Here is a 25,405-nt window from a genome sequence, read left to right as displayed (position 1 = left end):
CGAACCCCGTTTCGTGTCGGTTGCACTTGCTGCCTCTTCCGCCGCGACGACGCCGGCGGATGCAGCGCAGCAGAAAAACTTCGGTAGGTACTGCATCCGCGAGCGGCCTGGTGGTGGAAGGAGGGGTAAAGCACACCCTGATCCGGGAGGTACACATGTTCCACCGTCGCTCTGCCGCCGCCGCGGTAGCGGGAGTGATCGCACTGGCCGCTGCCACCGCCGCAGTACCGGCCGAGGCCAGCGGGGAGGCAGCGAGCCGGAGTACTGCGAACGCGACCGTCTCTGTGCTGCACGCCGTGCCTGGGGCAACGGTCGACGTCTATGCCGACGGCAAGGCCCTGCTGACCAACTTCAAGCCGGGCACGCTAACCGATCCGCTCAAGTTGCCGGAGGGATCCTACGACCTGAAGGTCACCGCCGCCGGGGCCGGCGCGTCGGGCGCCGCGATCATCCAGGCGAACGGGGTGGAGGTGCCGGGTGGCGCGAACGTCACCGTCGTCGCCCACCTGGACGCGGCCGGAAAGCCCAAGCTCACCCCGTTCGTGAACGACGTCTCGAAGCTCGGCGCGGGCCAGGCCCGCATCACCGTCCGCCACACCGCCGCGGCTCCGGCCGTCGACATCCGAGTCGGTGGCAAGCCGGTCTTCAAGGGACTCACCAACCCGAACGAGGCCAAGGCCGATCTGCCGGCCGGCACGATCAAGGCCGACGTCACGCTCGCCGGTACTTCGACGGTCGCACTCGGGCCGGCCGACGTGCCGCTGGAGGAAGGCACGAACACGATCGTCTACGCGTGGGGCAGCGCGAGCGCGAAGAACCTGAAGCTGGCCGTGCAGACGATCGACGGCCTGCACAGCAACCCGGCCGGCGTACCGGGTGGCACCGGAGGCCAGGCAGCGCGGGAGTCTCTGCCCGGCTGGGCGGCGGGGCTGATGCTGCTCGCCGCACTCGGAGTGGCGGTGTCGGCGGGCCGCCTGGTGGTCGGCAGGGTTCACCCGGCGAAGTGACCGCACGCAAGACCGCAGTTCTGCTGGTCGTCTCGCTGATCACCCTCGTGGCTGTACCGATCGTCTGGTACGGCCGCGAGGGCCGGAGCAGCGAGGCCCCGACCGGTGGGGCGGGTGTGGTGCAGACCAGCCAGAGCGGAATCCCCCGGCCGCCGGCTGCCTCCGCCACCCCGCCTCCACCACCGGCAACGATCAAGACCAGAGCGGCCGAGCTCCCGACGGCTGCCGGGTCCCAAGCCCAACCAGTAGAACTGGTCGTGGCCAGTGCCAAGCTGCGGATGCCGATAGTGCCGGCTGGCGTCGCCCCGGACGGCCAGATGGAGCTCCCACCGAACCCGGCGCGCATCGGCTGGTACCGCTTCGGCCCGGCACCGAAAGCCCCAGCCGGCTCGGCGGTACTGGGCGGACACCTGGACAGCCGCGAGTACGGCGTTGGGCCGTTGGCGCGGCTGGCCCGGATGAGGCCGGGTGATCCGATCGAAGTGCGGCTGTCCGACGGCAGCACCTTGCGATACCGGACGGAGGCGGTGCGCGATGTCGACAAGCAGGCACTCGCGCTGGACACCGTCTTCGACCGGAGCGGCCCCCGGCGGCTGCAGATCGTCACCTGTGGTGGCGAGTATCTCCCGGACCGCGGAGGCTACCAGGACAACCTGGTCGTCACCGCGGTACCGGCCGGGTGAGGCCGAGTTGGTGGTCAGCGCGGATAGAGTGCTCCGAGTGAGGCCCGTCGAGCCTGGTGACCTGTCCGCGGCAGAGGTTGCCGCGGGGTTCGCCGCTGGACACGAGGAGGCGCTCGCCGAGGTCTACCGGCGATGGTCCGCACTGGTGCACGGCATCGCGCTGAAGATGCTGGGGGACCGGGCCGACGCGGAGGACGTGACCCAGCAGGTGTTTGTCTCGGCCTGGCGAGGCCGGTCCACCTTCGACCCGACGACGGGCTCTCTACCGGCCTGGCTGGTCGGGATCACCAAGCACCGGATCGCCGACCGGCTCGCGGCACGCAGCCGTGATCAGCGCACACTGGCAGCCGTGGGCGGCATCCGTGAGGACATGCGCGCTGCTCCGACGGACGACCGGGTCGTCGACCGGCTGGTGCTCGCGGACGAGATCAGTCGGCTGGATGACCCCCGGCGGACCATCCTGGGTCTGGTCTTCTACGAAGATCAGACCTACGCACAGATCGCCGAGCGGCTGAACCTGCCGCTGGGCACGGTGAAGAGTCACGTCCGGCGAGGCTTGCTCCACCTGAGAGACCGGCTGAGGGAGGTGACTGGTGGACCATCTGGATCCTGAGCAACTGGCTCGGTACGCACTCGGCGACGACGTTCCGCTGGGCACCGACGAGCAAGCGCACCTGGCGGCCTGTGACACCTGCCGGACCGAGATCGAGGAACTGCGGCAACTGGCGGATCTCGGCCACGAGCTACGGCCCGACGACCGGCTCGACCCTGCGCCGCCGCAGGTGTGGGACCGGGTCGTGGACGAGTTGGGCCTGCGCGAGCGCGAGCCGGCGCCCAGCTCGCAGTACGGCGGAGTGGCCCCGCGGCGGGACCGTCGACGGCTCGTGTTCGTCGGTGCGGTCGCGGCTGCGGTCGGTCTGATCGCGGGCGCGCTCGGCGCCCGGGTGCTCAGCAGTGACGAGATCGCGCCGCAGCCCCAACCGGTGGCGACGACCAGGCTCGACCCGTTGGAGGGCAAGACCGGTGACGGTGTCGCCGACCTGATCAAGAGCGGCGGGAATACCGAACTGCGCGTCGGCGTCAACGGATTGCCTGCGCCACAAGGGTTCTACGAGCTCTGGCTGATCAACACCGACGGCGAGCGGATGGTGTCGCTCGGGGTGCTCGACCCGACCACCGGTGGCACGTTCGCAGTACCGCCGAACCTGACCAGCCAGGGGTACCGGATCGTCGATGTCTCGCTCGAACCCGACGACGGCAAACCCGAGCACTCCCGCGACAGCGTCATCCGCGGCACCCTGCCGACCTGATTGCCTGGAGCGGATTGACTCAGGGAGTCTCGACCGGGTGGTACTCGCAGGCGTCGGCGAGGTCGGCGGTGGGGGTGGTCGTGCCGGGGGTGGTTGACGTGCCCGGCCGGGGTGTCACCGGCGTAGCCGTGGTCCGTGGCTTAACCGGTGTGGTCGGCGTGGCGGGCTTCGGGGCGAGGGCGGCGGCGACGGTGGCCCGCAGGCCTTCGTAGTCCGGGTGCGGGTAGGCGAACTTCAGTTCGCGGCCGTCGAGCGGAACCTCGGAGACCTTCGCCGACTTCACCTTCAGGCCCAGGTCGAGGAACGCGGGCAGCAGGTCCTGCGGGATGTCGGTGCGGACCATGTTCTTCCCGACCGCGGCGAGCTTCTGGTAGCTCTTCAGCAGGTTGGCCGGCGTTGCCGCCTCGGCGATCGCGTGGATCGCGCACCGCTGCCGGGCGCTGCGAGCGTCGTCGGGGTTGGGGATCTGGTACCGCCCGCGGGCGTACCAGAGCGCCTCGAGGCCCCAGAGGTGCTTGTTCTGCGCGGGTTTGAGGTAGTAGTTCGGGGGCCGCTTCGCGTCGTCGCTGCCGCCGACCGGGATCGGGTAGTTGATGTTGACGGTGATGCCGCCGAGCGCGTTCACCAGCCCGGTGAAGCCTGCCAGGTTGATCTGGACGTAGTAGTCCATCGTCAGCCCGGTCGCCTCGCCGACGGCGAGCTTGAGGACGTCCGCGCCCTCGTTGTCGGACCGCCCGACGATGCCCGGGTGCGCGGCCGGCACGTTCTTGTAGATCGCGTCCAGCATCCACTCCAGCCGGGCCTGCAGGCTGATGCCGTCCTTGCCGAACCCGTCCGGGTAGGCCTCGTGCAGCTTGGTGCCCTTCGGGAACGGCATGAACATCAGCTTGCGCGGCAGCGAGATCAGCGAGGTGTCGCCGGTCGTGGTGTCGATGCTCGCGACGATCACCGTGTCGGTCCGTACGCCGTCGCGGTCCGGGCCGTCGTCGGCACCCAGCAGCAGGATGTTCAGCCGGGGCTTGGCGGCCCACGGGTTCTTCTTGTTCTTCACGGTCGGCCGGGTCGCGCTCTCGCTGTCCTTGCCGGCGAACACCGACTTGACCAGGTCCCGCTGGGTCCGCGCGGTCTGCACGCCCATCGCGGTCGGTACGGCGACGGCGAAGCAGAGCACCCCGACGAAGGCTGCCCCGATCACCCGGGTGGCCTCGGAGGCGGTGCCTGGACGCAGCGCCCGGTGTGAGGTGATGATGACGACGATCCAGGCCACTCCGAGCACCAGCAGGCCGAGCGTGGCGTACAGCAGTTTCTGCGGCGTGACGGCCAGTTCGATGATCTGCTCGCGCCTGGTCAGTACGAGGTAGGCGACCACCGCCAGCAGCGCCACGCTGACGCCGAGCACGGCAGCACCGAGTTTGCGCCGCCCGGCGAACAGGTAGCCGGTTCCCGGGATCAGCGATCCGACCAGGGTCAGCCCGAGGATGGCGAAGGTACCGCGGTCCTTGGCCCGCTGTCGCGGTACGGCCCGACGGGCCGGTCCGCGCGAGTTCTCCGGTTCGTGATCGCTCGCCATCGGTGTCTCGACTGCTCCGTCCCACGAGAGTTAAGCGCAAAGAATATGACGAGCCGGGGGCCGGAAAGGTTGCCGGTTCACCCCTTGGAGGCAGGCCTTTACTTTCCGGTCACGGAGCACTACGTTGCGTGGTTGTCATGTCACGCCTCGTCCTGGAATCCGGACTATTGCAAACCTCCCGAAAATTATGTTGCCTGAGGCAACTTCAGCTGATCTCCGCGATGATCGAGGTGAGCAGGTGCTGGGTCTGCCGCGGCGTGCTGGCGGCGATCGACAGCGAGTCCATCGTGACCACGTACTCGTCCAGGTCCTCGCGCTTGTCCAGGTAGACCGCACTGGTCAGGTGCTCGATGTAGACGATGTCCGGCAGGTCGGCGTCACCGAACCGCAGCAGGCTGAACGCGCCGCCGGTGGCCGCGTAGCCGCCGCCGGAGAACGGCAGGATCTGCAGCGTCACGTTCGGCTTGCGCGACACCTCCACCAGGTACTCGAGCTGCGCGCGCAACACCGCCCAGCCGCCGATCGGCCGGCGCAGTACGGCTTCGTCGACCACCGCCCACAAGCGCGCGGGTCGTTCGTCGCGGGTGAGGATCTCCTGGCGTGACTTCCGCAGTGTGACGAGTCGCTCGACCTCGGCGTCCGGCAGCACCCGCTCACCCCGACCGAGCTGTACGACGGCCCGCGCGTAGTCCGGGGTCTGCAGCAACCCGGGCACGAACTGGACCTCGTAGGTACGGATCAGCTGCGCGGCGACCTCGAGCCCGAGGTAGGAGTGGAACCACGTCGGCGTCAGGTCGTCGTACCGCTGCCACCAGCCGGGGTTGTTCGCCTCGCGGGCCAGGTTCAGCAGGCGCTCGCGTTCGGCCGGGTCGTCGAGCTTGTAGAGCGTCAGCAGGTCGTCGACGTCGCGCACCTTGAAGCCGACCCGGCCGAGCTCGAGCCGGCTGATCTTGGACTCCGAGCCGCGGATGGCCCAGCCGGCGTCGGAGCGGCTGATGTTGGCATCCTCGCGCATCCGGCGAAGGTGTGCGCCGAGCATGATCCGCAGGGCGGTCGGGCCGCCCGGCGTCCCCTGCTCCGCCATGCCGCCTCCCTGTTCAGCCCACACCCCAGTCGGGCCCGATAGCCCCTGTGGTCACTACATCGTGCTTCGTCGGTGGATCATTTCACGGTTGCCCGGCCGGTGGGGAAGCCCGACGCGCACCGAGGGTGATCTGGTGCCCCCTCCGTGAGTAGGCTCAGTGCTCATCACCCGGACAAACCCATCTGCGAGGTCGTCGATGCCCGATGCCACCAAAGCCCCCAGCTCAGCGCCGGTCGGAGTGGACACGACCCGGGCCAGCATCGCCCGCGTGTACGACGCCGCGCTGAACGGCAAGGACAACTTCGAGATCGACCGCGAGGTGCTCCGCCAGGTGGCCACCGTGGCCCCGCAGGTGAACGACCTGGCCTGGTCGAACCGGAACTTCCTGATCCGGGCCTGCCGGTTCCTCGCCAGCCAGGGCGGCATCACGCAGTACCTGGACTGTGGCTCGGGGCTGCCGACGGCGGAGAACACCCACCAGGTGGTGCAGCGGCTGCAGCCGACCGCGAAGGTGCTCTACGTCGACAACGACCCGGTGGTGCTCGCGCACGGACGCGCGCTGCTGGAGGAGAACGAGCAGACCCTGTTCATCAGCGCCGACATCTTCCAGCCCGAGGAGATCCTCGGCAACGACGAGGTGCGGGAGTTCCTCGACTTCAGCCAGCCGATCGCGCTGGTCCACAACGGCACCCTGCACCACTACCTGGGCGACGACGGCCCCGAGATCATCAAGAAGTACACCGACGAGATGGCGTCCGGCTCCTACACGGTGATCGCGCACTTCTTCGACCCGGAGACGCCGGAGCACTCGCAGATCGCCCGGGCGATGGAGCAGAAGTTCACCCACAGCCCGATGGGCAGCGGCGTCTTCCGCACCCACGACCAGATCGAGGCGATGTTCGGCGACCAGGAACTGGTCGAGCCCGGTCTGGTGCTGTGCGACGACTGGTGGCCGGACGGCCCCCGGGTCAAGCCGCTCAACCAGGTCGAGGAGTGCATCGCCGGCGCCGTCGGCCGCAAGGTCTGATTGCCTGAGGCAATCGTTCCGCTCAACTGGTCTCCGAGATCAGTACTGCGGACGTGTCCTTGGTGAGCGCCTTGAAGACGTGCGGCAGGTCGCCGGGATAGGCGATGTAGTCGCCCGGGTGGAGTTCGACGGGTTCGATGGTCGGGCCGATCAGGGCCCGGCCGCTACTGAGTACGACGTGCTCCACCGTGCCCGGCATGTGCGGCTCGGACTCGCGACCGGGGCCGGGGGCAACGACGATCCGGTAGATGTCGCGCCGGGCCTTCGGCGGGCAGGAGGCGACCAGCGTCGCGCTGTAGTCGGCGTGCTCGGAGTAGATCGCCGGGCCTTCGTTCGCCCGGATCACCTGGACCTTCGGCCGCGGCGGGTCCAGCAGATCGGCGAACTGGATCTCGAGGGCGACGCAGAGCGCCCAGAGCGTCTCCACGCTCGGGTTGCCGGTGCCGGACTCCAACTGGGACAGGGTCGACTTGGCGACGCCCGCGCGCCGGGCCACCTCGGTGAGGGAGAGACCGGCGCGGGCGCGCTCCCGGCGCAACGAGCCGGCGATCACGTCGAGTGGTGCCTTGCTGTCCATCGATGTTCGCTCCATCGGTCGGTTTGTTCGGCTTGACGAACGGGTGGTCTGCTGTTCATCATAAAACCCATGCGTTCGATATGGCGAACAACCGACCCGGGGCTGCTGCGCGACATCGCGCTGGTCTGCCTGGCCGACGGCGTGGTCGGCCTCTCGTACGGCGCGATCAGCGTCGGCGGGGGACTCGACCTGTGGGTGCCGGTGCTGCTCTCGATCGTGGTGTTCGCCGGGGCGTCGCAGTTCCTCTTCGTCGGCATCGTCGCGGCCGGCGGCAGCCCGATCGCCGCCACCGTCGCGGGACTGCTGGTGAACAGCAGGCACGTCGCGTTCGGCCTGGCCGTCAGCGATGTGATCGGGAGCGGCTGGCGGCGGCCGCTGGGCAGCCACGTGATGACCGACGAGAACGTCGCCTTCGCCCTCGGCCAGGACGACCTGCGGCAGAAGCGAGCGGCGTACTGGGTCTGCGGGATCGGGATCTTCGTGTGCTGGAACATCGGAGTGGTGATCGGCGCGCTGGCCGGCTCGGTGATCACCGACACCGACGTGTTCGGGCTGGACGCAGCGTTCCCGGCGGTGCTGCTCGCGCTGGTGCTGCCGTCATTGCGGGACAAGAAGACTCGCACGGCGGCGCTGGTGGGGTCGGTGGTCGCGCTGGCGGCGACACCGTTCCTGCCTGCCGGGCTGCCGGTGCTGCTTGCCCTTGTGGGGTTGGTGTTCTACCGCTCCGACAAACCCGCGCTGGACGCTGTCCGATGAAGTTGGAGGTTGTCCGATGAACACGACGCTGTTGCTGGTCGGGATTCTCGTCCTTGCCGTGGGCACCTTCTCGCTGCGGCTTGCCGGGCCATGGATGCGGACGCGGTTCGAACTGCCCGAGCGCGCGCAGCAGGTGATGGCCGTGGCCGCGGTGGTCCTGTTGGCGGCGCTGGTGGCGACTGCCGCTCTCACTGACGGACACGGTGGTGCGGGGATCGCGCGGCCGGCCGGAGTACTGGTCGGTGGAGTGCTCGCCTGGCGCAAGGCGCCCTTCGTGCTCGTGGTCGTCGCCGCGGCCGCTACCGCCGCCGGGTTGCGCCTGCTCGGCGTACCGTGACCGCGCTGACCCCGCTGACCGGCCTGAGCGGCTAGCGTTCGGGTATGACGACCTATCCCGGGCAACCAGCGGCGCCGGCGCCGCGGCGGACGCTGACCTGGCTCGCGATCGCCAGTTTCGTCATCGGCCTCGTGCTGGCCGGGTTCTTCGTCTGGCGGATCGTCGAGACGGCGCCGCGCTCACCCGAGCGGATCGGCACCAGTGGCACGGTTCGCCTCGAGGAGGACGGCCTGACGATCTACTCGTCCGAGCCCGTACTGCGGCCGCCGTGCGAGGTGAAGGACTCCAGCGGCGCGGATGTCCCGTTGAAGTCGCCCACCGGGTCCGAGACGATCACGATCAACGACAACACCTGGTACGTGATCGCCCGCTCGGTCGAGACGGTGCCACCCGGCGAGTACGTGGTCAGCTGCGCCGACGAGGACACCGGTACGTCGTACGGCGTCGGGCCGCGGATGTCGATCCTGGGCTTCGTCGGCTCCATTTTCGGCGTGATCGGGTCGCTCCTGGTCTTCATCGGCCTGGGCGTCGTACTGCTGGTGGTCGGCGCGCTCAAGCGCCGCAAGGCGAACCGGCCGGGCAACACCTTCCCCGGCGGGCCGGGCGGCTACCCGCACCCGGGCCAGCAGCAGCCGGGCTATCCGCAGCAGGGCTACCAGTACCCGGGCCAACCGCCGCAGGGTTATCAGCAACCTGGCCAACCTGGTCAACCTGGTCAACCGCCGCAGGGCAACACGTTCCCCGGCTACCCGCCGCCGGGCACCTACAACCCCGGCCCCAACCCGGATCGCCCGAACGACCGCCCGCAGGACACCTGAGCTGACGCCCTACGCGAGCATGGTCTAGAGCACGGCCTCCAGATAGGCCTCGAGCCTGGTCTGCAACAGCGATGGAGTCAGGTCGGTGCGCCCAAGATCCCGCCACGGTACGGCGACCTTCTCGGCGTCCGGCGCGAACGCCAACGCGTCGAGAAGCCGCCAGTACCGCTGATCCTCCCAGTCGGCCAACCGCCCACCGGCCGCGGAGTACAACTCGGGGAAGCGCAGCCCGTACTCCGGTCCGTGCAGCAGCGCGAGGGCCGTCGAGCAGTGCGCGACATCGAGATCGGCCGGCCCCCACGAGGTCTCGACCCAATCGACGACCCCGGTGATCACGTCACCGTCGAACAACACGTTCCCCGGGTGAAAGTCCCGATGCAGGAACACACCCTCGTACTGCGGCGCCTGCCGCCGGATCCCTTCGACAGCGGCCTTCCAGACCTTCGGACGTGTTGTTGCCTCAGGCAATCGAACTCGCTCCGCACCGGTCCACGCCTGGTACTCCCGCGGCCGCGTCTCGACCCGCACCTGATGGATCGCCACCAACTGCCGCGCCAGCAACCCCGCTCGCGCCGGAGCCCCGTCATCCTCGACCCGGACAGCCCCTGGCAACAAGGTCATCACCAGCGACGGATGCTCGCAGTACCGTCCGACGGCATCCACCCCGACAACCTCAGCGGCAGGCACCCCGGAACCGCGAAGCAACCGAAGCACCTCGGCCTCCCGGGTCAGCAGTCCCTCCGCATGCCTGACGAAGAACTCATCCACGAACGACCGCAGTACCAGGGCGCGCCGCCCACCAGGTCCGTCGACCTCGACCTGTCGCATCACCGAGGTCCACCCGCCCTTGAGCCGGTCGACCGCGACCACCCGCCCGCCGCTGACCTCCTCCACCCACGCCCGGGTTCGTTCCCACTCAGCCATGAATGGACCCTATGCGGTCAAGCGTTTCGCCCTTGCGCGCAAGGAGCCGCGGGCCCGCACCGCCTTGCCTACCGTGATCCGAAACGAGCGAAAGGTGGCAGCATGCGGCAACGTGTACGACGGCCGCTCGCCGGCGCGGTCAGGGCATCAGGTCCTGAGCACTCCGGCCGGTTTCGGGCTGAGTAGGAAGGCCCCGGCGTACAGGAGTGCCGCGACGATCAGCAGGCCGTCGAAGCCGATGATCAGGGCGGCGTACTCGAGGCAGCCGCCGAGCATCGCGCCGAGCAGGTTGGCGCCGAAGCTGGCGGTGCCGTCGGCGGTGTCGGTGAAGCGCTTGGCGAAGATCACGTTCGCCGCGAAGATCGGCAGGAACGCGATCAGCACCGCGACCAGCGCGCGCGGCCCGACCGGCATCGAGAGCAGCCAACTGTCCGGGAACACCCAGCTGAGCAGCAACCCACCGAACAGCACGACGTACATCACCTTCAGTGGTGGTGTCTTGAACCGCCTCGTCACTTCGACCGCCGCGAGCACCGCCACGAGCACGCCGGCGAAGACGATCGCGTTGACCACCCACGTCGTACCGAACAGCAGCGCGAACCCGGTGATGCTCTTCGTCTCCAGCAGCATGAACCCGGCGCCCAGCAGGAACAGGTCCGCGTACGGCCGCATCCGCCGGTACGACGAGCCGCCGCCGGCGATGCCGACGCCGATGATTCCGGCCACCAGGATCAGCCCCAGCGTGATCAGGTAGAGCGACGGGATCCGGTCGGTGAACAGGTAGAGGAACGGCCGGTTGTCCGTGGCTGGAGGCGGCGTGATCGCGGTCGCGCCGGCCCAGGTGGAACCACACGACTGGTCGGCCTCGGTCAGGCCCACGGTCACCACGGCCTGCTGCAGGTCGTCGCCGACCTTGTCCACGCAGGGCTTGTGCCCGAAGGCGGCCTGTGCGGTCGACGCGAGCCGGTCGATCAGCCAGGTCTCGCGGTAGTAGTTGTACATCGCGAACGCGCCACCCGGCGCCAGGTGGTCCCGCGCGCTCTCGAACGCCTGCTGGGTGAACAGGTAGCTCTCCAGCCGCAGCGAGCTCGCGCCGTTCACCAGCGTCAGCGAGTCCGGCAGCGCCAGCAGGATCAGGTCGTACTTCTTGTCGGTCCTGGACAGGAACGCCCGCCCGTCGTCGATGTGCGAGGTCACCCGCGGGTCCTGGTACGACTTGTCCGGGTTGCGCTCGCGGCCGATGTCGCGGATCCGCGGGTCGATCTCCACCGCGTCGACGTGCTTGGCGCCCTTGCTCAGCGCGATCGCGACGTCGGTGCCGCTGCCGGCGCCGATGATGAGGACGTTGCCGGGCTGCTTACCGGCCACGGCGCGCTCGTACGGCATCCCGTACTGCGGTTCCCACTGCAGCCGGCTCGCGGCCGGGATCGCCTGCTGGTGCGGTACGCCGTTCACGGTGATCGTGAGCAGCGGCACACCCTGGAACTCCGAGTCCTTCGTCTGCACCTTGTAGTACGGCGACCAGCTGTTCTCCGGCTGGGTGGACTCGTGGAAGAGCACACCCACCATCACCAGCAGTGGCGTGAGCACCAGCGCCGCGCTGAGCGCGGTTGCGGTCGCCTTCTGCTGCTGGCGCGGGACCATCAGGACCACGAACGACAGCGTGACGATCACGCCCCACCAGATCGGCGGCGCGCCCAGGAACGACAACCCGGTGAAGCCCACGATGCCGATCAGGCTGCCGATCAGGTCGTACCGGTACGCCGTCAGCCGCGGCAGCTCCGCGAAGCAGCGTCCCACGAGCTCCGCCGGCCCGGCCAGCACGACGGCCGCGGCGACGAAGACGATCGGCAGGATCACCCAGACGGGCGGCCCGGTGGTGTTCAGGCTGGTGAAGTAAATGACGCTGGAGGAGCTGCCGCGGTCGACCGTGACGGGTTTCCAGGCGATCACCGCGACCAGCAGGCCGAGCATGACCGGCGAGTAGTACGGCAGCCGCTTCGCCCGGCCGGACCGCAGGATGCCGATCCCGATGCCGAGGAACGAGCCGAGCAGGACGAAGTTCGAGAAGTAGCTCAGGTGCACGACGTTCGAGCCGGTCCAGCGGATCAGGGCCAGCTCGAGGAACAACATCAGCGCGCTGGACGCCACCAACCGCGTTCTGACTCCCAGGGGGCTGTGCCACCTGGGAGCGCTGACCTGGCCGGGCGTGGAGGAGTCGACTGCCATGGGCGGCGACCATACCGGATCACAAGTGGTCTATGTCACCCTTCGCCCCCGAAACGCCCGGCCCTCAGCAACCGGTCAGCGGCGGGCGGGTTTCGCCAGCTGGCAGCCGGACTTGTTCAGGTCGAGCGTGCGGGAGGCGGTCAGGCAGGTGTAGAGCCACCAGGTCTGCTGGCCGTACGCGGCGCCCTGGTCGACGGTGATGTTGCCCGCGGCGTTGACCTCGCACGGGTTGTTCAGCGTGCACCGTTCGCCGTCCTCGTTGCCGGTGTTGTTGACGCCGATCACCTCACCGGTCGTCGTGCTCACGATCGGTGATCCTGACGTGCCGCCGATGGTCTCGCAGCCGGGCTGCTGGTACTTGATCGAGCTCTTCATCACCCAGCCGGCCTCGCGCAGCTCCGGGATCGTTGCCTGCACAGAGCAGGTGTAGATCCGCTTCCAGTACCCGGAGACGACCGCCATGCCGGCACCGTTCGCGGGAGCCTGCTTCGCCAGCGTCAGCGGGGTGACGTTCAGGCGCGACTGGATCGAGGCGTACGTCTCGTTGACCTCGTACAACGTCATGTCCGTCTTGGTCATCGTGGAGTAGAGGACGCGGCTGGCCCGGACCGTCCCGGCGTTGCTGGAACTCGGCCGGAGCAGGGTGATCGAGCGGGTCGAGGCGCGGTTCACGATCACCTGGCCCGGGCTCGGCATACCGCCTTCGTAGCAATGGCCGTTGGTGAGCACGAGCGCCTTGTCGGTGGACAGCGACTCGGCGTACCGGACGAGCGAGGCGGAGCAGTTGCTCAGCGCGGCGATCCCGGTGAAGTCGGCGCCCGGCGCGGCGACCCGCGCGGGTTGGGCCGCGGTCTGCGGGACCTCGACGGCGAGAGCCTGGCTGCCGCCGAGCAGCGCGGCACTGAACGCGACGGTAGTCGCGGCAAGGGTACGGAACAGTCTCATGGGCGGTTTCCTGTCCTCACTGGAAGATGCTTGCGACGGGGGTCGGTGCAAGCAGGGCGTAGTCGTTCCAGGACTCTTCGTATCCGATGAACGGCGCATCCGGCCATCACAAGTCGATGAAAGTTGCCCGCCACGCTGTGGATGCACGGGTTTACCTCCGGGTACCAGGCCGGCGCCCCCACCTTGCGCCTGCGGGCAGTGAATGCCCTGTTACCCTTCGTTTCCGGCTCCGCCCGGCCCGAACCATCGCAGCGCCCAGTACGTCGTACCAGGTGGCGGATGGGGAACGAGAGGGACGGCGGCGCGCCTGAGAGGGTGGCCGCCGACCCGCGGCCATACTGATTGCGACGCGATACCGATACACAGGGGAGACGCCGTCCCGGGGGAGAAGTACCGGCAGCGCCGTACGGAGAACGGAAGGACGTCATGTCGCAGGACAAGCCAGACCTGCGCAACCTCAGCGAGCCGGTTCGGTTCAAGCGAGCGCTGACGCTGCTGCTGATGACCCTGCTGCTGCCCGGATCCGCGCAGATCGCGGCCGGCAGCAAGCGTGCCGGCCGGTGGGCCTGGCGGGTGATCGCCGGCATCATCGCCATCGTCGTCTTCGTGATCGTGCTGTCGCTGGTCTGGCGGGCCGGCGCGATCAACCTGATGGTCTCGCCGAAGACCCTGCGCCTCATCCAGATCGCCCTGATCGTGCTCGCGATCGGCTGGGCCGCGCTGTTCGTCGACGCCTACCGGCTCGGCCGTCCGCTGACGCTGGAGCGCAAGCACCGGCTCACCGCGAGCATCCTGGACGGCGTCCTGGTCTTCCTGGTCGTCGGCGCGCTGATCTGGGGCAGCACGATCGTCTCCTCCCAGCGTGACTTCGTCGCCAGCGTGTTCGGTAACGGGAAGAAGTCCGAGGCGGACAAGGGCCGCTACAACGTGTTGCTGCTCGGCGGCGACTCCGGCGCGGACCGGATCGGCACCCGGCCGGACAGCATCACCCTGGCCAGCGTCGACGCGAACACCGGCCGGACCGTGCTGATCGGGCTGCCGCGGAACATGGCCAAGGTGCCGTTCCCGGACGGCACCCCGATGGCCAAGCAGTTCCCGGACGGCTTCAAGTGGGCGGACTGCGCCGAGAACTGCCTGCTGAACGGCGTCTACACCTACGCCGACGGACACAAGCAGATGTTCCCCGGCGACCCGGACCCCGGCGTCACCGCGACCAAGCAGGCGGTCGAGGCGATCACCGGGCTGAAGGTCAACTACCACGTGCTGATCGACCTGGCCGGCTTCCGCGACCTGCTGAACGCGGTCGGCGGGATCACCCTGGACGTCGGCAAGCGCGTCCCGATCGGCGGCATCGGCTCGCCCATCAAGGGCTACATCGAAACCGGCAAGAACCAGCATCTGGACGGCTATCACGCCCTCTGGTTCGCGCGGTCGCGGGCCGGTGCGACAGACTACGAGCGGATGACCCGGCAGAAGTGCGTGATGACGGCGATGCTGAACCAGCTGTCGCCGCAGAAGGTGCTGACCAAGTTCCAGGGCATCGCGAAGGCGAGCAAGAAGGTCGTCAACACCGACATCCCGTCGGGTGAACTGGGCACCTTCACGGATCTAGCGCTGGACGCGAAGAAGCTGCCGGTGTCAAGCTTCTCCGCGGTCCCACCGCTGATCCGCACCAGCAACCCCGACTTCGAGCTGATCCGGAGCAAGGTGACCGAGGCGATCGGAAAGTCCGAAGCGCTGGACAAGGCGACCGATGACGGAGACGGTAAGAGCGCGAACACCCCGAGTAGTACTCCGGTGAAGAAGCCGAGCACCTCGGCCAAACCCGGCAAGACCAGCAGCACCCCGTCCAAACCCGGCAACGACGTCGACGACGTCGCTTCGATCTGTAAGGCCTGACCTGAACATGTCCTTGTCCCCTTGGCCCCCCGTGTCCGTCGTGATGCCGGTGCTGAACGAGGAACGCCACCTCGAAGAGGCGGTCGGCCGCGTCCTCGACCAGGAGTACCCCGGCGAGCTGGAGGTGGTGCTGGCGATCGGTCCGAGCAAGGACCGGACCCAGGTGATCGCGGACCGCCTGGCCGAGGCCGACAAGCGGATCACGATCGTGGCGAACCCGTCCGGCAATACGCCGTCGGGCCTGAACACCGGGATCGCCCACGCCCGCCACGACATCGTCGTACGGGTCGACGGGCACGGCGTACTGACGCAGGGCTACATCACCCGGGCGGTCGAGGTACTGCACGAGAGCGGCGCGGACAACGTCGGCGGTGTGATGGCGGCCGAGGGACGCACCCCGATCGAGATGGCTGTCGCCTGCGCGTACCGGTCCCGGCTCGGGCTGGGCGCCTCGACGTTCCACCAGGGCGGCAAGGCCGGTCCGGCCGACACCGTGTACCTCGGCGTCTTCCGCCGGGCCGCGCTCGAACGCGTCGGCGGCTTCGACGAGACGATGCACCGGGCCCAGGACTGGGAGCTGAACTACCGGATCCGCAAGACCGGCGGGCTGATCTGGTTCAGCCCCGACCTGTCTGTCACCTACCGGCCGCGCTCGTCGCTGCAGGACGTGGCGAAGCAGTTCTTCCACACCGGCCAGTGGCGCCGCGAGGTGATCCGCCGGCACCCGGAAACCGCCAACAAGCGCTACCTGGCCCCACCGGTCGCGGTCATCCTCCTGGCCCTCGGCACGATCCTGGGCATCATCGGCCTCGCCACCGGCATCAGCTGGCTGGACATCGGCTTCCTGGCACCCCTCGGCTACGCCCTCCTCCTCCTGGTCGGCTCAGCCATGGAAGGCCGCTACCTCCCCTGGAAAGCCCTCTTCTGGCTCCCCTTGGTGTGCGCCACCATGCACGTCTCCTGGGGCCTCGGCTTCCTCATCGGCCTCCAGGAACGCCCCATCCCGCCCGCAGCCGCAGCCCCACCCGCCACGGCCTAGTACTACGGCCCGCGCGCGCCGCGAGTGGTGACCCCGGACACCAAGCGGGGACCTCGGACAGCAAGCGGTTTCCCGCGCACGGATCCACGACTCGGCGAACCGAGCACCAAACCTCAGCCCGGGCGGGGTCAAGCGGGCGACGGATGAGCCGCGCAGTGGAGGAGCCGCGCGGCGGGTCGTAGTACTAGCGGGCCGCCGTTGCTTCTCGGTTGTAGGCGCTTACTACCTCGCGGACCTCGCCGTCCATGCGGAGGACGCCTTTGTCGAGCCAGATGGCTCGGTTGCAGGTGTCCAGGACTACGTCGAGGCTGTGGCTGACCAGGAAGACGGTGCCGGCTTCGGTGCGGAGGTCTTTGATCTTCTGTTCGGAGCGGACGCGGAACTCGGCGTCGCCGGTGGCCAGGGCCTCGTCGACGAGGAGGATGTCGTGGCTCTTGGCGGAGGCGATCGCAAACTTCAGCCGGGCGGACATGCCGGAGGAGTAGGTCGACATCGGCAGGTCGATGAACTCGCCGATCCCGGAGAACTCCACGATCTCGTCGTACCGCTGCTGGATCTCGTCCGGTGACATCCCCATCGCCAGGCAGCCCAGTACGACATTCCGGTCGCCGGTGAGGTCGTTCATCATCGCCGCGTTGACGCCGAGCAGGGACGGCCGGCCGCCGGTGTAGATCGCGCCGGAGGCGGGTGGCAGCAGACCGGCGATCGCCCGGAGCAGGGTCGACTTGCCGGAGCCGTTGCGGCCGATCACGCCGATCGCGTCGCCCTTGTACGCCGTGAAGGTGACGTCCTTGACCGCGTGCACCTCGCGGATGGTCGGACGGTCCTGGCGTTTCAGGATCCGGCGGAACGCGGTCGCCGCGGTGCCCTTGCCGCCCTGGCCCGCGATCACTTTGTAGATGATGTTGACGCCGTCGGCGATGACCGTCGGCACTGCTTCTTCAGCCACGGCCGTACCTGTCCTCCGCGCGCCAGAAGTAGATGAAACCGCCGACCAGCGCGATCACGGCCCACGCTGCCGCGATCGGCCAGGCGTTCGGCAGTTGGTGCTGCTCGTGCTCGTCGAGCAGCGCCCGCCGGACGATGTCGATGTACGCCGTGATGGGGTTCAGCGCCAGCAGGTGGATCACCCAGGGCGGCGCATCCAGCGCGGCCAGCTTGTCGGGGATCGAGAAGAAGATGCCCGAGGCGTACAACCAGGTCCGGGTGACGAACGGGAGCAACTGGCTGATGTCGGAGACGAAGGTGCCGATCCGGGCGAAGGTCATCGTCATCCCGATGTTGAACATCGTCTGCAGTGTCAGCGCCGGGATGACCAGGAACCACCGCGGAGACACCCCGTCGGTGAATCCGACCAGCACGAACAGGATGCCCATCGAGACGGCCATCTGGTTCAGCTCGTTCACCACGTACGCCAGCGGCAGGGTGGCGCGTGGGAAGTGCAGGGTGCGGATCAGCGACATGTTCAGCGAGATCGCCCGGGATCCCTCGGTCATCGAGCGCTGCGTGAAGGTGAAGACGAACATCCCGCAGATCAGGAACGCCGGGTAGTTGGGGATGCCGTTCTTGGTGCCCAGCAGCACCCCGAAGGCCAGGTAGTACACGGCAGCGTTCAGTAGCGGGGTGAGGATCTGCCAGACAGACCCCAGCCGCGCACCGGCGTACATCGAGTAGGTGCGCGCCCGGGCATAGCTGACGATGAACTGGCGGCGGCCCCAGAGTTCGCGGAGGTAGCCCGGGAGCTCCGGTCGTGCCGAGCTCCTGGACAACCCGTGGCGCTCGGCCATCGCCGCCAGCTCAGCGGTCCGGGCCGGGTCGGCGGCGGTTGACATGCGGGCCAATCTACTGGCCACCACCTACCCGTTTCACACCGGCAGCCTCTGTGTCGCCCTACCGTCGGGGCGGCATGGTGGTCACTGTCAATTCTTGACCTCGCGCAGCCGTCCGGTCTCGGCCTGGATGCCGGCCTTGAACTCGTCGTCGGTGTACGGATTCAGCCGCGCGTCCATGCAGGCCACCACAGCCACCTGCCAACGGTGACCGGTCAGGCGGTCAGGCGGGCTCTCAGGGTTTCTAGTTGGGTTTTGGTGAGGCCGCCGTGGTGGAGGTAGGGGAGGGGGCCGCCGTACTTCGTGTCCAGGTGGCGGAGGATGGCGGTTAGGGAGGCGGGGCGGGTGTCGCGGAACTCGATCATTTCGGGGTGGAGGGTCTCGTCGGGCTCGGCGGCCAGTTGTTCGGCGAGCATCGGGGCCAGGCGGGCCTGGGTGAGGGCGTAGTCGGCGACGATCTCGTTTTCCGGTACTCCGGCCGCCGCCAGCGCGAGGGCGACCACCATGCCGGTCCGGTCCTTGCCGCCGTAGCAGTGCACGACCACCGCGCCCTCGGGGGCTTCCGCGATCGCGCGGACGGCGGCCGCGAAGTACTCCGGGCGCTGGTCGAGCATGGCGATGCAGGTGCCGACGATGGTGGTTTGGTCGCCGGGGTCGGCAGCGTCCTGTACCGGCACGTGCATCCCGATCGGGTCGGCCGTGAAGGGCGTCGGGAAGCCGGTGACCTCGGCTTCCGACCGCAGATCGACGACCCGGCTCACTCCGGCCTTCCGGACGACGTCGACACCTTCGGGCGTCAAGAACTGCAGACAGTCCGAGCGGATCAGGGCGCCGGTCCGGATCACCCGGCCGTCGGTGGTCGGCAGTCCACCGAGATCGCGGGCGTTGCGGCAGTCCGGCCAGTCCAGGTGACGGTCCACGGGCGCTGAGCTCACAGGTCCTCCAGAACGGTTCCCTCGGGGCCGATCACGGTTCCCTCGGGTTGATGACGCTTCCCTCGGGGGCGATGGCCGGCGACGCGATCCGCGCATAGGCGTGGTCGTTGAACGCGCTCACCTTGGCTTCGATCCGGGCGGGCGTCAACGCCGCCTCCTCCAGCACGGTGAACCGGCCGGGCCTGGTCTGCGGCGCATACGCGACGATCGCCTCGAACTCCTCCAGGCTGAACCCCAGATCCGCCGGCCGCACCGGCAACCCGTGCCGGTACAGGCAGTCCACGGTCGTGTGGAACCTGTCGAGGTCCCCGCGCAGGAACCACGCGAACGCGGCGCCGAGCCCGACCTGCTCGCCGTGGAAGGCGCGCCGGGTCGGGTGCAGCAGGTCGATCGCGTGCGAGATCTCGTGGCAGGCGCCGGACGACGGCCGCGACGTACCGGCCACGACCATCGAGATGCCGGACAGCACCAGCCCTTCGGCCAGTACGGCGAGGAAGGTGTCCTCGAGGATGCTGCCCGGGTGGTTCATCACGGCCTGCGCCGCGGTCCTGGCCAGCGACACCGCGAGCCCGTCGATCTCCTCGCCGCGCAGGCTGTGCGCGGTCTCCCAGTCGGCGATGGCGGACAGGTTCGAGACGATCTCCCCGATGCCAGAGCGGACAGATCGCGGCGGCGCCTGCGCGATCAGGTCGAGGTCGACGAGGACCGCGATCGGCGCCGGTACGCCGTACGAGCCGCGGCCGGCGTCGTTGTCGAGGGTGCTGATCGGCGAGGCGATGCCGTCATGCGCGAGGTTCGTCGCGACGGCGACCATCGGCAGCCCGAGCCGCGCGGCGGCGAACTTGGTCACGTCGAGCACGGTGCCGCCGCCGATCCCGACGACCGCGTCGTACCGCTGCCGGCGGATCTGCTCGACCAGTTTGATCGCGGTGTTGATCGAGCCGCCGTCGACGGTGAACCAGTCCGCGCCGTCCAGCCCGTGCCGGAAGGTCTCCTGCACCACCGGCCCGTACGTCGCGCCGACGGCGATCGCCACCCGCCCAGAGGTGGAGATGCGCTGGTCCGCCAGGATCGCCCGCAGTTCCGCGAGCGCCCCACGCCGTATGTCGACGACCAGCGGCGCGGGGATCATCCGGGCTAGGAGGGGCATACGATCTCGCGGGCTCGGGCTAGGTCGTCGTGGTTGTCGATCTCTACCCAGTCGACCTTGCCGATCGGGGCGACGTCGATCCGGTGGCCCTGGTCGACGAGCACCTGATAGCCGTCTTCGTAGTACAGGTTGGGATCTCCCTGCCAGGTGAGCTTCAGCGCTTCGCTGAGGGCAACCGCGGCGTCCGGTTCGATCAGGGTGACGCCGATGTACTCACCCGTGGCCTCGGCCGGATCCATCAGTTTGGTGATGGTGCGAACGCCCTTCTCCGATGTCCAGATCACCTTCATCTCCTCCTCGGCGAGGGACTTCTCGGTGTCGAGGGCGAGGATGATCTGCCGGTCCTCGCCGCGCGCGTCGAGCAATGTCCGCTGGACCGAGGCCGGGTGGACGGTGTCGCCGTTGGCCAGCATCACCCCCTGGCTCAGCAGGTCGCGGGCGCACCAGAGGGAGTACGCGTTGTTCCAGGTCAGGGCCTTGTCGTTAGGCACCAGTTCCAGCGTCACGCCGTACCGGTCCTGGAAGTCGTTCACCCGCGCGGCGATCGCGTCCGCGGCGTACCCGACCACGATCGCGACGTCGGTGATGCCGACCTCGGCGTAGTTGGCCAGCGTCAGGTCGAGCACGGTTGTGGTCGCGTCGATCGGGACCAGCGCCTTCGGCAACGTGTCGGTGTACGGGCGGAGGCGGCGGCCGGTACCGGCGGCGAGAACTAGTCCGATCATCCGCGCATCCTAAGCGCAGATCACGCCCTTTCCTCCGGTTCGGAGCAGCCTGTGCAGGCAGCTGGATGAGTATTTGTGTGTGAACCTGATCGTTTATGTGGTTAAATGACAGTGAGGGCGGCGCCAATGCCGATCCGGGTCGATGGGAGCATCTGGTATGACATGGCTGGTGACTGGCGGGGCGGGATACATCGGGTCGCACGTGGTGCGCGCGTTCCTGGCGGACGGGATCGACGTCGTCGTGATCGACGACCTGTCCAGCGGCAAGGCCGAGTTCCTCGTCGAGGGCGTGCCGTTCGTCGAGGCGAACCTGCTCGACGGTGAGGCCACCCGCAAGGCGCTGGAAGGCGTCAGCGGCGTCGTGCACCTGGCCGGCTACAAGTACGCCGGGGTCTCGGTCGAGAAGCCCATGCACACCTACACCCAGAACGTCACCGCGATGGTCTCGCTGCTCACCGTGATGGCCGACACCGGCGTGCGCAACCTCGTCTTCTCTTCCAGCGCCGGCGTCTACGGCACCCCCGGGGACGAGGTGGTGACCGAGCAGACCGCGCCGAACCCACAGAGCCCGTACGGCGAGACGAAGCTCATCGGCGAGTGGCTCCTCGCGGACCAGGCGAAGGCGCTCGAGTCGCAAGACGGCAAGCTGAATCACACCTCGCTGCGCTACTTCAACGTGGTCGGCTCGGGTGACCCGAAGGTCTACGACGCCAGCCCGTACAACCTCTTCCCGATCGTGTGCAACCTGTTGAGCCAGGGCAAGGTGCCGCAGATCTACGGCACGGACCACCCGACGCCGGACGGCACCTCGGTAAAGGACTACGTGCACGTGGCCGACCTGGCCCGGGCGCACGTCGCCGCCGCGCGTGCCCTCGACTCGGGCAAGACGCTCGAGCGGGTCTACAACCTCGGCAGCGGGACGGGCACCTCGGTCCGCGAGATCATGGACGCCGCCCGCCGCGTCACCGGCATCGACTTCACGCCGACCGAAGGCCCGCGCCGCCCGGGCGATCCCTCCCGCGTCGTCGCCTCCGGCGAGCTCGCCGCTCGCGACCTCGAGTGGAAGAACACCTACACGGTCGACGAGATGTTCGCCACCGCGTGGGAAGCCTGGCCGAAGAAGCCCTGACCTGCTTCAGGGCTTGACGCCCTCGAAGCAGGCCGCGGGGATGGTGAGTGTCACCTCGCCGCGCCGGTTGAGCTCTTCCTCGACGGCCGCCAGTACTTCGTCGCCCGCGACCGCCTGCCAGCCGTCGAGGAACCCGAGCCGGATGAAGTAGTGGTCGAAGAGCGCGGTGCCGTCGACGTACCGCTCGGTGAAGGTGTCCCGGCCGGCAACCGTCGCGGTGAACCCCGCCGACTCCAGCAGGGCAACGGTTCCGGCGACGGTGGCCCGATGGTTGACGTGCTCGTCCAAGGGCTTGCGAGCCTGGCCGAGTCGGTCGAGCACCTCACCGAAGACCTCGTAGAACTCGGCCATGTGCCCGACCAGGTTTGTACTGATCAACAGCCGACCACCTGGCCGCAGTACACGATGGCACTCCCGCAGTACGACCTCCGCGTTGTCGAAGTTGTTGATGCCGAGGTTGGAAACCACGACATCCACCGACCCGTCGGCGAGGTCGAGCTCAGACGCATCCCCAACCACCACGTCGACATTCCTCAACTTCAAGAACTCGACCTTGCGCCGCAACACCTCCATCGCATCACCCCAGGGATCGACCGCAACCACCCGCCCAGCCCTACTCCGCTGCGCGAGCTCCACCGTCAGAAACCCAGTCCCCGCCCCGACATCAACAATCGTCTGCCCCCGCCGCAACGGCACATGCTCCAACAGCAACTGCCCAAAAGGCGCCGACCACAACGGCAGTTCGTCGTAATTCGCAGCAACCCCAGCGTCGATCTCCACGCTGCCGACATTACGTGGCGAGAGTGTCCGCGGCTCAGTAATCCTTGCGGGCTGGGCCCGAGGTGGTCAGGTCGAAGAGGCCGGGGCCGGTGAGGATGCCGCCTTCCACCGGGAGGGTGTGGCCGGTGATCCAGGCGGCGTCGTCGGAGGAGAGGAACGCGACCGCGGCCGCGATGTCCTCGGGCTCGCCGACCCGGCCGAGCGGGTACATGGTCTTGAACCTCTCCAGCGTGCCCGGCTGGTTGTCCCAGTTCGGCGTCCGGACGGTGCCGGGGGCAACGACGTTGAAGCGCACCCCGAGAGGGCCGTACCGCGCGGCGAAGTTCTGCGACATCACGATCTGGCCGGCCTTGGCGGCGGCGTACTCGATGTTGCCGAAGGCGGCCACACCGTTGACCGAGCTGATCGTGACCACGTTGCCGCGGGTCTTCACCAGGTACGGGAGCGAGGCCTGGATGCAGCGCGCGGCGCCGACCAGCGTCAGGTCGAGCTGACGGTGCCACTCCTCGTCCGTGGTCTCCTCGGGCACGGTGCTGACGATGCAGCCGCCCGCGTTGTTCACCAGTACGTCGAGCCGGCCGAACCGCTCGACCGCCGCTGCCACCGCCGCGTCGACGTCATCCCGCGAGGTCACGTCGACCTTGATCGCGAGAGCCCGGTCAGCGCCGATCTCCTCGGCAACAGCCGCGATCTTGTCCTCCTGCAAGTCGGTGACGACCACGGACCCACCCTCGGCCGCGGTCCGCCGCGCCACGGCCAGACCGATGCCCTGGGCCCCGGCCGTAACCAGCGCGACCTTCCCCTCGAATCGCTGCATCAGCTCTCCTCCAGTACTCGGTCGACCTTCTCGTCGGCGATCCGCCGGTCCAACTTTGCCGGGTCCAGGTTCCGGCAGAGCACGATCGAACCACCTCCGGCGATCACTCCGACGAGCGTGCCGAGGCCGTCGGGCGAGACCAGGTCGACGGTGGTGAGCACCCGGTCCGTGATCGGCGTCGCCGCAGCGATCACCTCGGCGTGCGTCTTCTCGTCGTACGCCGGGGAGCCGGGTGTGGGCGGATCGAAGGGGACGAACAGGTCCGGGTGGTTGTAGACCTCGGCGCCGTAGTCGTGCACGCCGTCGGGCAACGGCTCACGGAACCGGCCGCCGAGGGGGAGCAGCGCGGACGCGATCGTCTCGCGCGAACCCCGGACGCCGAAGTCGGGCCCGGTGATCGCCAGCGAGCCCACGCCGGTGGTCACGGCCGCTCCGGCGGACCACGCGGACAGCGCCCAGACCACGCCCAGCCAGTGCGGCGGCAGGCCGATCGCGACGGTCTCGCCCGACTCCAGGTCGTACTCGTCGACGAGCAGGTTGGCGGTCTTCGAGACCCAGTTCGCGGTGGTCACCGCGCTGAGCTCGATCCGCTCGCCGGACGTGTCGTCGTAGTACGTCAGGAAGGGGTTGGCGCCGTCGCGGCGGACCGCGGCGGTGAACAGGTCGGGCAGGGTTCCGGTCACGCCGCAACCCTACGTTCGGGCGCCGACGTATGTTGGTCAGGGACTCCGGAAAGAAGGATCGAGATGGTGTCACAGCTGGCGCTGCCCGAGGGTGGCGAATGGATCATCCTGCTGGCCGTCGTGGTCGTGCTGTTCGGCGCGAACAAACTGCCCGACCTGACCCGCAACGCCGCCCGCGCGCTGGTCGAGTACCGCAAGATCACCAGCGGCGAGGACAAGGATTCAGCGGACGGTGGTGCGCAGGGCGTCGGCGAGGTGGGCGGCGGCGTCGGTCAGCCGGCCGGGCAGCCGGGCCAGGATGATGCGCCGCAGCTCCTGGGGCCCGCCGTGGACGGCGATGATCCGGACACCGGGCGGCGCGGCACCGGCGAGTGACGCCGAGACGGTAGTCAGCCCGGCTCCGGCCGCGACCAGGTGCAGCTTCGCCAGCCAGTCGCGAGCGGTGTGGGCGATCTCCGGCCGCTCGTCGAGGCCGGGCCAGACCCCCATCAGCGTGTCCTCGCCGGCGGCCGGTCCCGCGATCCAGCGTTGACCCCGCAGTTCGGCCACGTCCACCGAATCGCCCGCGGCCAGCGGATGACCGGTCGGCACCGCGAGCATCAGTGACCTCTCGATCAGCGTCTCCAGTTCCAGCGTCGGCGACTCCGCGTCCAGTGGCCGGAAGGGCGGCGCCGAGGCGAGCAGTGCCAGGTCCACGGTCCCGGCTCGCAGCGCGCGGACCAACGACGGTGTCGAACCTTCCCGGCTGATCACCCGGATCGCCGGCTGCGACCGGCGCAGCGAGGCGATTGCCCGCGGCAACAGCACCGCGCCCGCGCTGGGGAACCAGCCGAGCCGCACGGTGCCCCCTTCCGCCGGCAACCCGGCCAGCTCACGGGTGGTCGCGTCGAGCTGGTCGAGCACGCGCGCCGCGTTCCGCAGTACGACCTGTCCTGCGGTGGTGAGGCGGACGCCGTCGCGGCGGCGCTCCAGCAACGAGGCGCCCGCGGCCCGCTCGATCGACGCGATCTGCCGCGACACCGCCGACTGGGTGTAGCCCAGGGAGGTCGCTGCCGCGGTGAAGGTGCCGCGCTCGGCGACCTCGCGGAAGACTCGCAGGGCGACCAGGGAGACGTCGGAGAAGTCCATGACGTTTACGCATACTACGTGTGC

General features: G+C 68.7%; 26 protein-coding genes and 1 pseudogene. 12 read left to right on the top strand and 15 right to left on the bottom strand.

Going from position 1 to position 25,405, the window contains the following annotated elements; genetic code table 11:
* The first annotated feature begins 155 nt into the window (after positions 1 to 155).
* Genes EV648_RS37980 through EV648_RS37965 form a run of 4 tightly spaced genes read left to right on the top strand, consistent with a single transcriptional unit; the run spans position 156 to position 3,000 of the window.
* Positions 156 to 1,007 carry a DUF4397 domain-containing protein gene (locus EV648_RS37980; protein WP_132300585.1) on the top strand — a complete coding sequence of 284 codons (852 nt, stop codon included), beginning with the start codon at positions 156 to 158 and terminating at the stop codon, positions 1,005 to 1,007.
* Positions 1,004 to 1,690: a class F sortase gene (locus tag EV648_RS37975; protein ID WP_132300583.1), complete on the top strand. Its 687-nt coding sequence runs from the start codon at positions 1,004 to 1,006 to the stop codon at positions 1,688 to 1,690. The genes EV648_RS37980 and EV648_RS37975 overlap by 4 nt, the downstream gene beginning before the upstream one ends.
* A gap of 37 nt (positions 1,691 to 1,727) precedes the next feature.
* A complete protein-coding gene (locus tag EV648_RS37970) occupies positions 1,728 to 2,303 on the top strand; it encodes an RNA polymerase sigma factor (protein WP_241996018.1) in 576 nt (191 codons plus the stop codon).
* A complete protein-coding gene (locus tag EV648_RS37965) occupies positions 2,284 to 3,000 on the top strand; it encodes an anti-sigma factor (RefSeq protein ID WP_158294182.1) in 717 nt (238 codons plus the stop codon). The genes EV648_RS37970 and EV648_RS37965 overlap by 20 nt, the downstream gene beginning before the upstream one ends.
* A gap of 19 nt (positions 3,001 to 3,019) precedes the next feature.
* Here EV648_RS37965 and EV648_RS37960 read toward each other — a convergent pair whose 3' ends face one another.
* Positions 3,020 to 4,570 (bottom strand): LCP family protein, encoded by a 1,551-nt coding sequence (locus EV648_RS37960; RefSeq protein WP_132300577.1) that lies wholly within the window; start codon positions 4,568 to 4,570, stop codon positions 3,020 to 3,022.
* 205 nt (positions 4,571 to 4,775) lie between these two features.
* Positions 4,776 to 5,654, bottom strand: a complete 879-nt coding sequence (locus EV648_RS37955; protein WP_132300575.1) for a helix-turn-helix transcriptional regulator — start codon at positions 5,652 to 5,654, stop codon at positions 4,776 to 4,778.
* A gap of 196 nt (positions 5,655 to 5,850) precedes the next feature.
* Between EV648_RS37955 and EV648_RS37950 the strand changes: the two genes are divergently transcribed.
* Positions 5,851 to 6,681, top strand: coding sequence for an SAM-dependent methyltransferase (locus tag EV648_RS37950; protein ID WP_132300573.1), 831 nt, complete (start codon positions 5,851 to 5,853; stop codon positions 6,679 to 6,681).
* A gap of 22 nt (positions 6,682 to 6,703) precedes the next feature.
* Here EV648_RS37950 and EV648_RS37945 read toward each other — a convergent pair whose 3' ends face one another.
* Positions 6,704 to 7,273 carry a helix-turn-helix domain-containing protein gene (locus EV648_RS37945; protein ID WP_241996017.1) on the bottom strand — a complete coding sequence of 190 codons (570 nt, stop codon included), beginning with the start codon at positions 7,271 to 7,273 and terminating at the stop codon, positions 6,704 to 6,706.
* A 54-nt stretch (positions 7,274 to 7,327) separates the two neighbouring features.
* Here EV648_RS37945 and EV648_RS37940 point away from each other — a divergent pair, with 54 nt between their 5' ends.
* From EV648_RS37940 to EV648_RS37930, 3 genes are read left to right on the top strand one after another with little or no spacing between them, the layout of a single operon-like run.
* The gene (locus tag EV648_RS37940; protein ID WP_132300571.1) at positions 7,328 to 8,014 is read left to right on the top strand and encodes an AzlC family ABC transporter permease; all 687 of its coding nucleotides are present in this window, start codon (positions 7,328 to 7,330) and stop codon (positions 8,012 to 8,014) included.
* 16 nt (positions 8,015 to 8,030) lie between these two features.
* Positions 8,031 to 8,351 (top strand): AzlD domain-containing protein, encoded by a 321-nt coding sequence (locus tag EV648_RS37935; protein WP_132300569.1) that lies wholly within the window; start codon positions 8,031 to 8,033, stop codon positions 8,349 to 8,351.
* Between the two features lie 44 nt (positions 8,352 to 8,395).
* Positions 8,396 to 9,169: a hypothetical protein gene (locus tag EV648_RS37930; RefSeq protein WP_132300567.1), complete on the top strand. Its 774-nt coding sequence runs from the start codon at positions 8,396 to 8,398 to the stop codon at positions 9,167 to 9,169.
* A gap of 24 nt (positions 9,170 to 9,193) precedes the next feature.
* On the opposite strand, the gene EV648_RS37925 is transcribed toward EV648_RS37930, so the two are convergent.
* The 3 genes from EV648_RS37925 to EV648_RS37915 all read right to left on the bottom strand — a co-directional run bounded on the left by EV648_RS37925 (position 9,194) and on the right by EV648_RS37915 (position 13,267).
* The gene (locus EV648_RS37925; RefSeq protein WP_132300565.1) at positions 9,194 to 10,093 is read right to left on the bottom strand and encodes a phosphotransferase family protein; all 900 of its coding nucleotides are present in this window, start codon (positions 10,091 to 10,093) and stop codon (positions 9,194 to 9,196) included.
* A 147-nt stretch (positions 10,094 to 10,240) separates the two neighbouring features.
* Positions 10,241 to 12,322 (bottom strand): spermidine synthase, encoded by a 2,082-nt coding sequence (locus tag EV648_RS37920; RefSeq protein WP_132300563.1) that lies wholly within the window; start codon positions 12,320 to 12,322, stop codon positions 10,241 to 10,243.
* Between the two features lie 75 nt (positions 12,323 to 12,397).
* The gene (locus EV648_RS37915; RefSeq protein ID WP_132300561.1) at positions 12,398 to 13,267 is read right to left on the bottom strand and encodes a serine protease; all 870 of its coding nucleotides are present in this window, start codon (positions 13,265 to 13,267) and stop codon (positions 12,398 to 12,400) included.
* A gap of 426 nt (positions 13,268 to 13,693) precedes the next feature.
* Here EV648_RS37915 and EV648_RS37910 point away from each other — a divergent pair, with 426 nt between their 5' ends.
* Complete coding sequence (locus EV648_RS37910) at positions 13,694 to 15,166, top strand: LCP family protein (RefSeq protein WP_132300559.1); 1,473 nt, start codon at positions 13,694 to 13,696, stop codon at positions 15,164 to 15,166.
* 7 nt (positions 15,167 to 15,173) lie between these two features.
* Complete coding sequence (locus tag EV648_RS37905) at positions 15,174 to 16,205, top strand: glycosyltransferase family 2 protein (protein ID WP_132300557.1); 1,032 nt, start codon at positions 15,174 to 15,176, stop codon at positions 16,203 to 16,205.
* A 184-nt stretch (positions 16,206 to 16,389) separates the two neighbouring features.
* Here the strand turns inward: EV648_RS37905 and EV648_RS37900 are convergent, their stop codons facing one another.
* The 5 genes from EV648_RS37900 to EV648_RS37880 form a co-directional block, all read right to left on the bottom strand.
* Positions 16,390 to 17,154 (bottom strand): ABC transporter ATP-binding protein, encoded by a 765-nt coding sequence (locus EV648_RS37900; RefSeq protein ID WP_132300555.1) that lies wholly within the window; start codon positions 17,152 to 17,154, stop codon positions 16,390 to 16,392.
* Entirely contained in the window at positions 17,147 to 18,037 is an 891-nt protein-coding gene (locus tag EV648_RS37895; protein WP_132300553.1) for an ABC transporter permease, read from the bottom strand. Before EV648_RS37895 ends, EV648_RS37900 begins: the two co-directional genes overlap by 8 nt.
* Positions 18,038 to 18,249: 212 nt before the next feature.
* Positions 18,250 to 18,969 (bottom strand): tyrosine-protein phosphatase, encoded by a 720-nt coding sequence (locus EV648_RS37890; RefSeq protein WP_241996016.1) that lies wholly within the window; start codon positions 18,967 to 18,969, stop codon positions 18,250 to 18,252.
* 31 nt (positions 18,970 to 19,000) lie between these two features.
* Positions 19,001 to 20,101, bottom strand: a complete 1,101-nt coding sequence (locus EV648_RS37885) for an iron-containing alcohol dehydrogenase family protein (protein ID WP_241996015.1) — start codon at positions 20,099 to 20,101, stop codon at positions 19,001 to 19,003.
* A 5-nt stretch (positions 20,102 to 20,106) separates the two neighbouring features.
* The gene (locus tag EV648_RS37880) at positions 20,107 to 20,844 is read right to left on the bottom strand and encodes a sugar phosphate nucleotidyltransferase (protein ID WP_132300547.1); all 738 of its coding nucleotides are present in this window, start codon (positions 20,842 to 20,844) and stop codon (positions 20,107 to 20,109) included.
* Positions 20,845 to 21,001: 157 nt separating this feature from the next.
* Here EV648_RS37880 and galE point away from each other — a divergent pair, with 157 nt between their 5' ends.
* Positions 21,002 to 21,973, top strand: coding sequence for a UDP-glucose 4-epimerase GalE (galE, locus tag EV648_RS37875; RefSeq protein WP_132300545.1), 972 nt, complete (start codon positions 21,002 to 21,004; stop codon positions 21,971 to 21,973).
* Positions 21,974 to 21,979: 6 nt separating this feature from the next.
* On the opposite strand, the gene EV648_RS37870 is transcribed toward galE, so the two are convergent.
* The 3 genes from EV648_RS37870 to EV648_RS37860 are packed head-to-tail and all read right to left on the bottom strand — an operon-like array spanning position 21,980 to position 24,253.
* Complete coding sequence (locus EV648_RS37870) at positions 21,980 to 22,753, bottom strand: class I SAM-dependent methyltransferase (RefSeq protein WP_132300543.1); 774 nt, start codon at positions 22,751 to 22,753, stop codon at positions 21,980 to 21,982.
* Between the two features lie 34 nt (positions 22,754 to 22,787).
* Positions 22,788 to 23,570 carry an SDR family NAD(P)-dependent oxidoreductase gene (locus tag EV648_RS37865; protein WP_132300542.1) on the bottom strand — a complete coding sequence of 261 codons (783 nt, stop codon included), beginning with the start codon at positions 23,568 to 23,570 and terminating at the stop codon, positions 22,788 to 22,790.
* Positions 23,570 to 24,253, bottom strand: a complete 684-nt coding sequence (locus EV648_RS37860) for a TIGR03089 family protein (RefSeq protein ID WP_132300540.1) — start codon at positions 24,251 to 24,253, stop codon at positions 23,570 to 23,572. Before EV648_RS37860 ends, EV648_RS37865 begins: the two co-directional genes overlap by 1 nt.
* A 63-nt stretch (positions 24,254 to 24,316) precedes the next feature.
* Between EV648_RS37860 and EV648_RS45395 the strand changes: the two are divergent.
* Positions 24,317 to 24,463, top strand: a pseudogene (locus EV648_RS45395) (twin-arginine translocase TatA/TatE family subunit); the annotation flags it as partial.
* 12 nt (positions 24,464 to 24,475) lie between these two features.
* On the opposite strand, the gene EV648_RS37850 reads toward EV648_RS45395, so the two are convergent.
* A complete protein-coding gene (locus EV648_RS37850; protein WP_132300536.1) occupies positions 24,476 to 25,381 on the bottom strand; it encodes a LysR family transcriptional regulator in 906 nt (301 codons plus the stop codon).
* Between the last annotated feature and the right edge of the window lie 24 nt (positions 25,382 to 25,405).

Source organism: Kribbella sp. VKM Ac-2568, assembly GCF_004345365.1.
GTDB classification, from domain to species: Bacteria; Actinomycetota; Actinomycetes; order Propionibacteriales; family Kribbellaceae; genus Kribbella; species Kribbella orskensis.
Note: the sequence above shows the minus strand (reverse complement) of the source record. Positions and strands in the feature narration are given on the sequence as shown.

Coding starts and splice junctions, on each gene's coding strand:
- EV648_RS37980 (WP_132300585.1), top strand. CDS start 156: ATGTTCCACCGTCGCTCTGCCGCCGCCGCGGTAGCGGGAGTGATCGCA.
- EV648_RS37865 (WP_132300542.1), bottom strand. CDS start 23,570: ATGCAGCGATTCGAGGGGAAGGTCGCGCTGGTTACGGCCGGGGCCCAG.
- EV648_RS37925 (WP_132300565.1), bottom strand. CDS start 10,093: ATGGCTGAGTGGGAACGAACCCGGGCGTGGGTGGAGGAGGTCAGCGGC.
- EV648_RS37895 (WP_132300553.1), bottom strand. CDS start 18,037: ATGTCAACCGCCGCCGACCCGGCCCGGACCGCTGAGCTGGCGGCGATG.
- EV648_RS37920 (WP_132300563.1), bottom strand. CDS start 12,322: ATGGCAGTCGACTCCTCCACGCCCGGCCAGGTCAGCGCTCCCAGGTGG.
- galE (WP_132300545.1), top strand. CDS start 21,002: ATGACATGGCTGGTGACTGGCGGGGCGGGATACATCGGGTCGCACGTG.
- EV648_RS37940 (WP_132300571.1), top strand. CDS start 7,328: ATGCGTTCGATATGGCGAACAACCGACCCGGGGCTGCTGCGCGACATC.
- EV648_RS37955 (WP_132300575.1), bottom strand. CDS start 5,654: ATGGCGGAGCAGGGGACGCCGGGCGGCCCGACCGCCCTGCGGATCATG.
- EV648_RS37950 (WP_132300573.1), top strand. CDS start 5,851: ATGCCCGATGCCACCAAAGCCCCCAGCTCAGCGCCGGTCGGAGTGGAC.
- EV648_RS37910 (WP_132300559.1), top strand. CDS start 13,694: ATGTCGCAGGACAAGCCAGACCTGCGCAACCTCAGCGAGCCGGTTCGG.
- EV648_RS37935 (WP_132300569.1), top strand. CDS start 8,031: ATGAACACGACGCTGTTGCTGGTCGGGATTCTCGTCCTTGCCGTGGGC.
- EV648_RS37930 (WP_132300567.1), top strand. CDS start 8,396: ATGACGACCTATCCCGGGCAACCAGCGGCGCCGGCGCCGCGGCGGACG.
- EV648_RS37880 (WP_132300547.1), bottom strand. CDS start 20,844: ATGATCGGACTAGTTCTCGCCGCCGGTACCGGCCGCCGCCTCCGCCCG.
- EV648_RS37905 (WP_132300557.1), top strand. CDS start 15,174: ATGTCCTTGTCCCCTTGGCCCCCCGTGTCCGTCGTGATGCCGGTGCTG.
- EV648_RS37915 (WP_132300561.1), bottom strand. CDS start 13,267: ATGAGACTGTTCCGTACCCTTGCCGCGACTACCGTCGCGTTCAGTGCC.
- EV648_RS37885 (WP_241996015.1), bottom strand. CDS start 20,101: ATGATCCCCGCGCCGCTGGTCGTCGACATACGGCGTGGGGCGCTCGCG.
- EV648_RS37960 (WP_132300577.1), bottom strand. CDS start 4,570: ATGGCGAGCGATCACGAACCGGAGAACTCGCGCGGACCGGCCCGTCGG.
- EV648_RS37945 (WP_241996017.1), bottom strand. CDS start 7,273: ATGGAGCGAACATCGATGGACAGCAAGGCACCACTCGACGTGATCGCC.
- EV648_RS37850 (WP_132300536.1), bottom strand. CDS start 25,381: ATGGACTTCTCCGACGTCTCCCTGGTCGCCCTGCGAGTCTTCCGCGAG.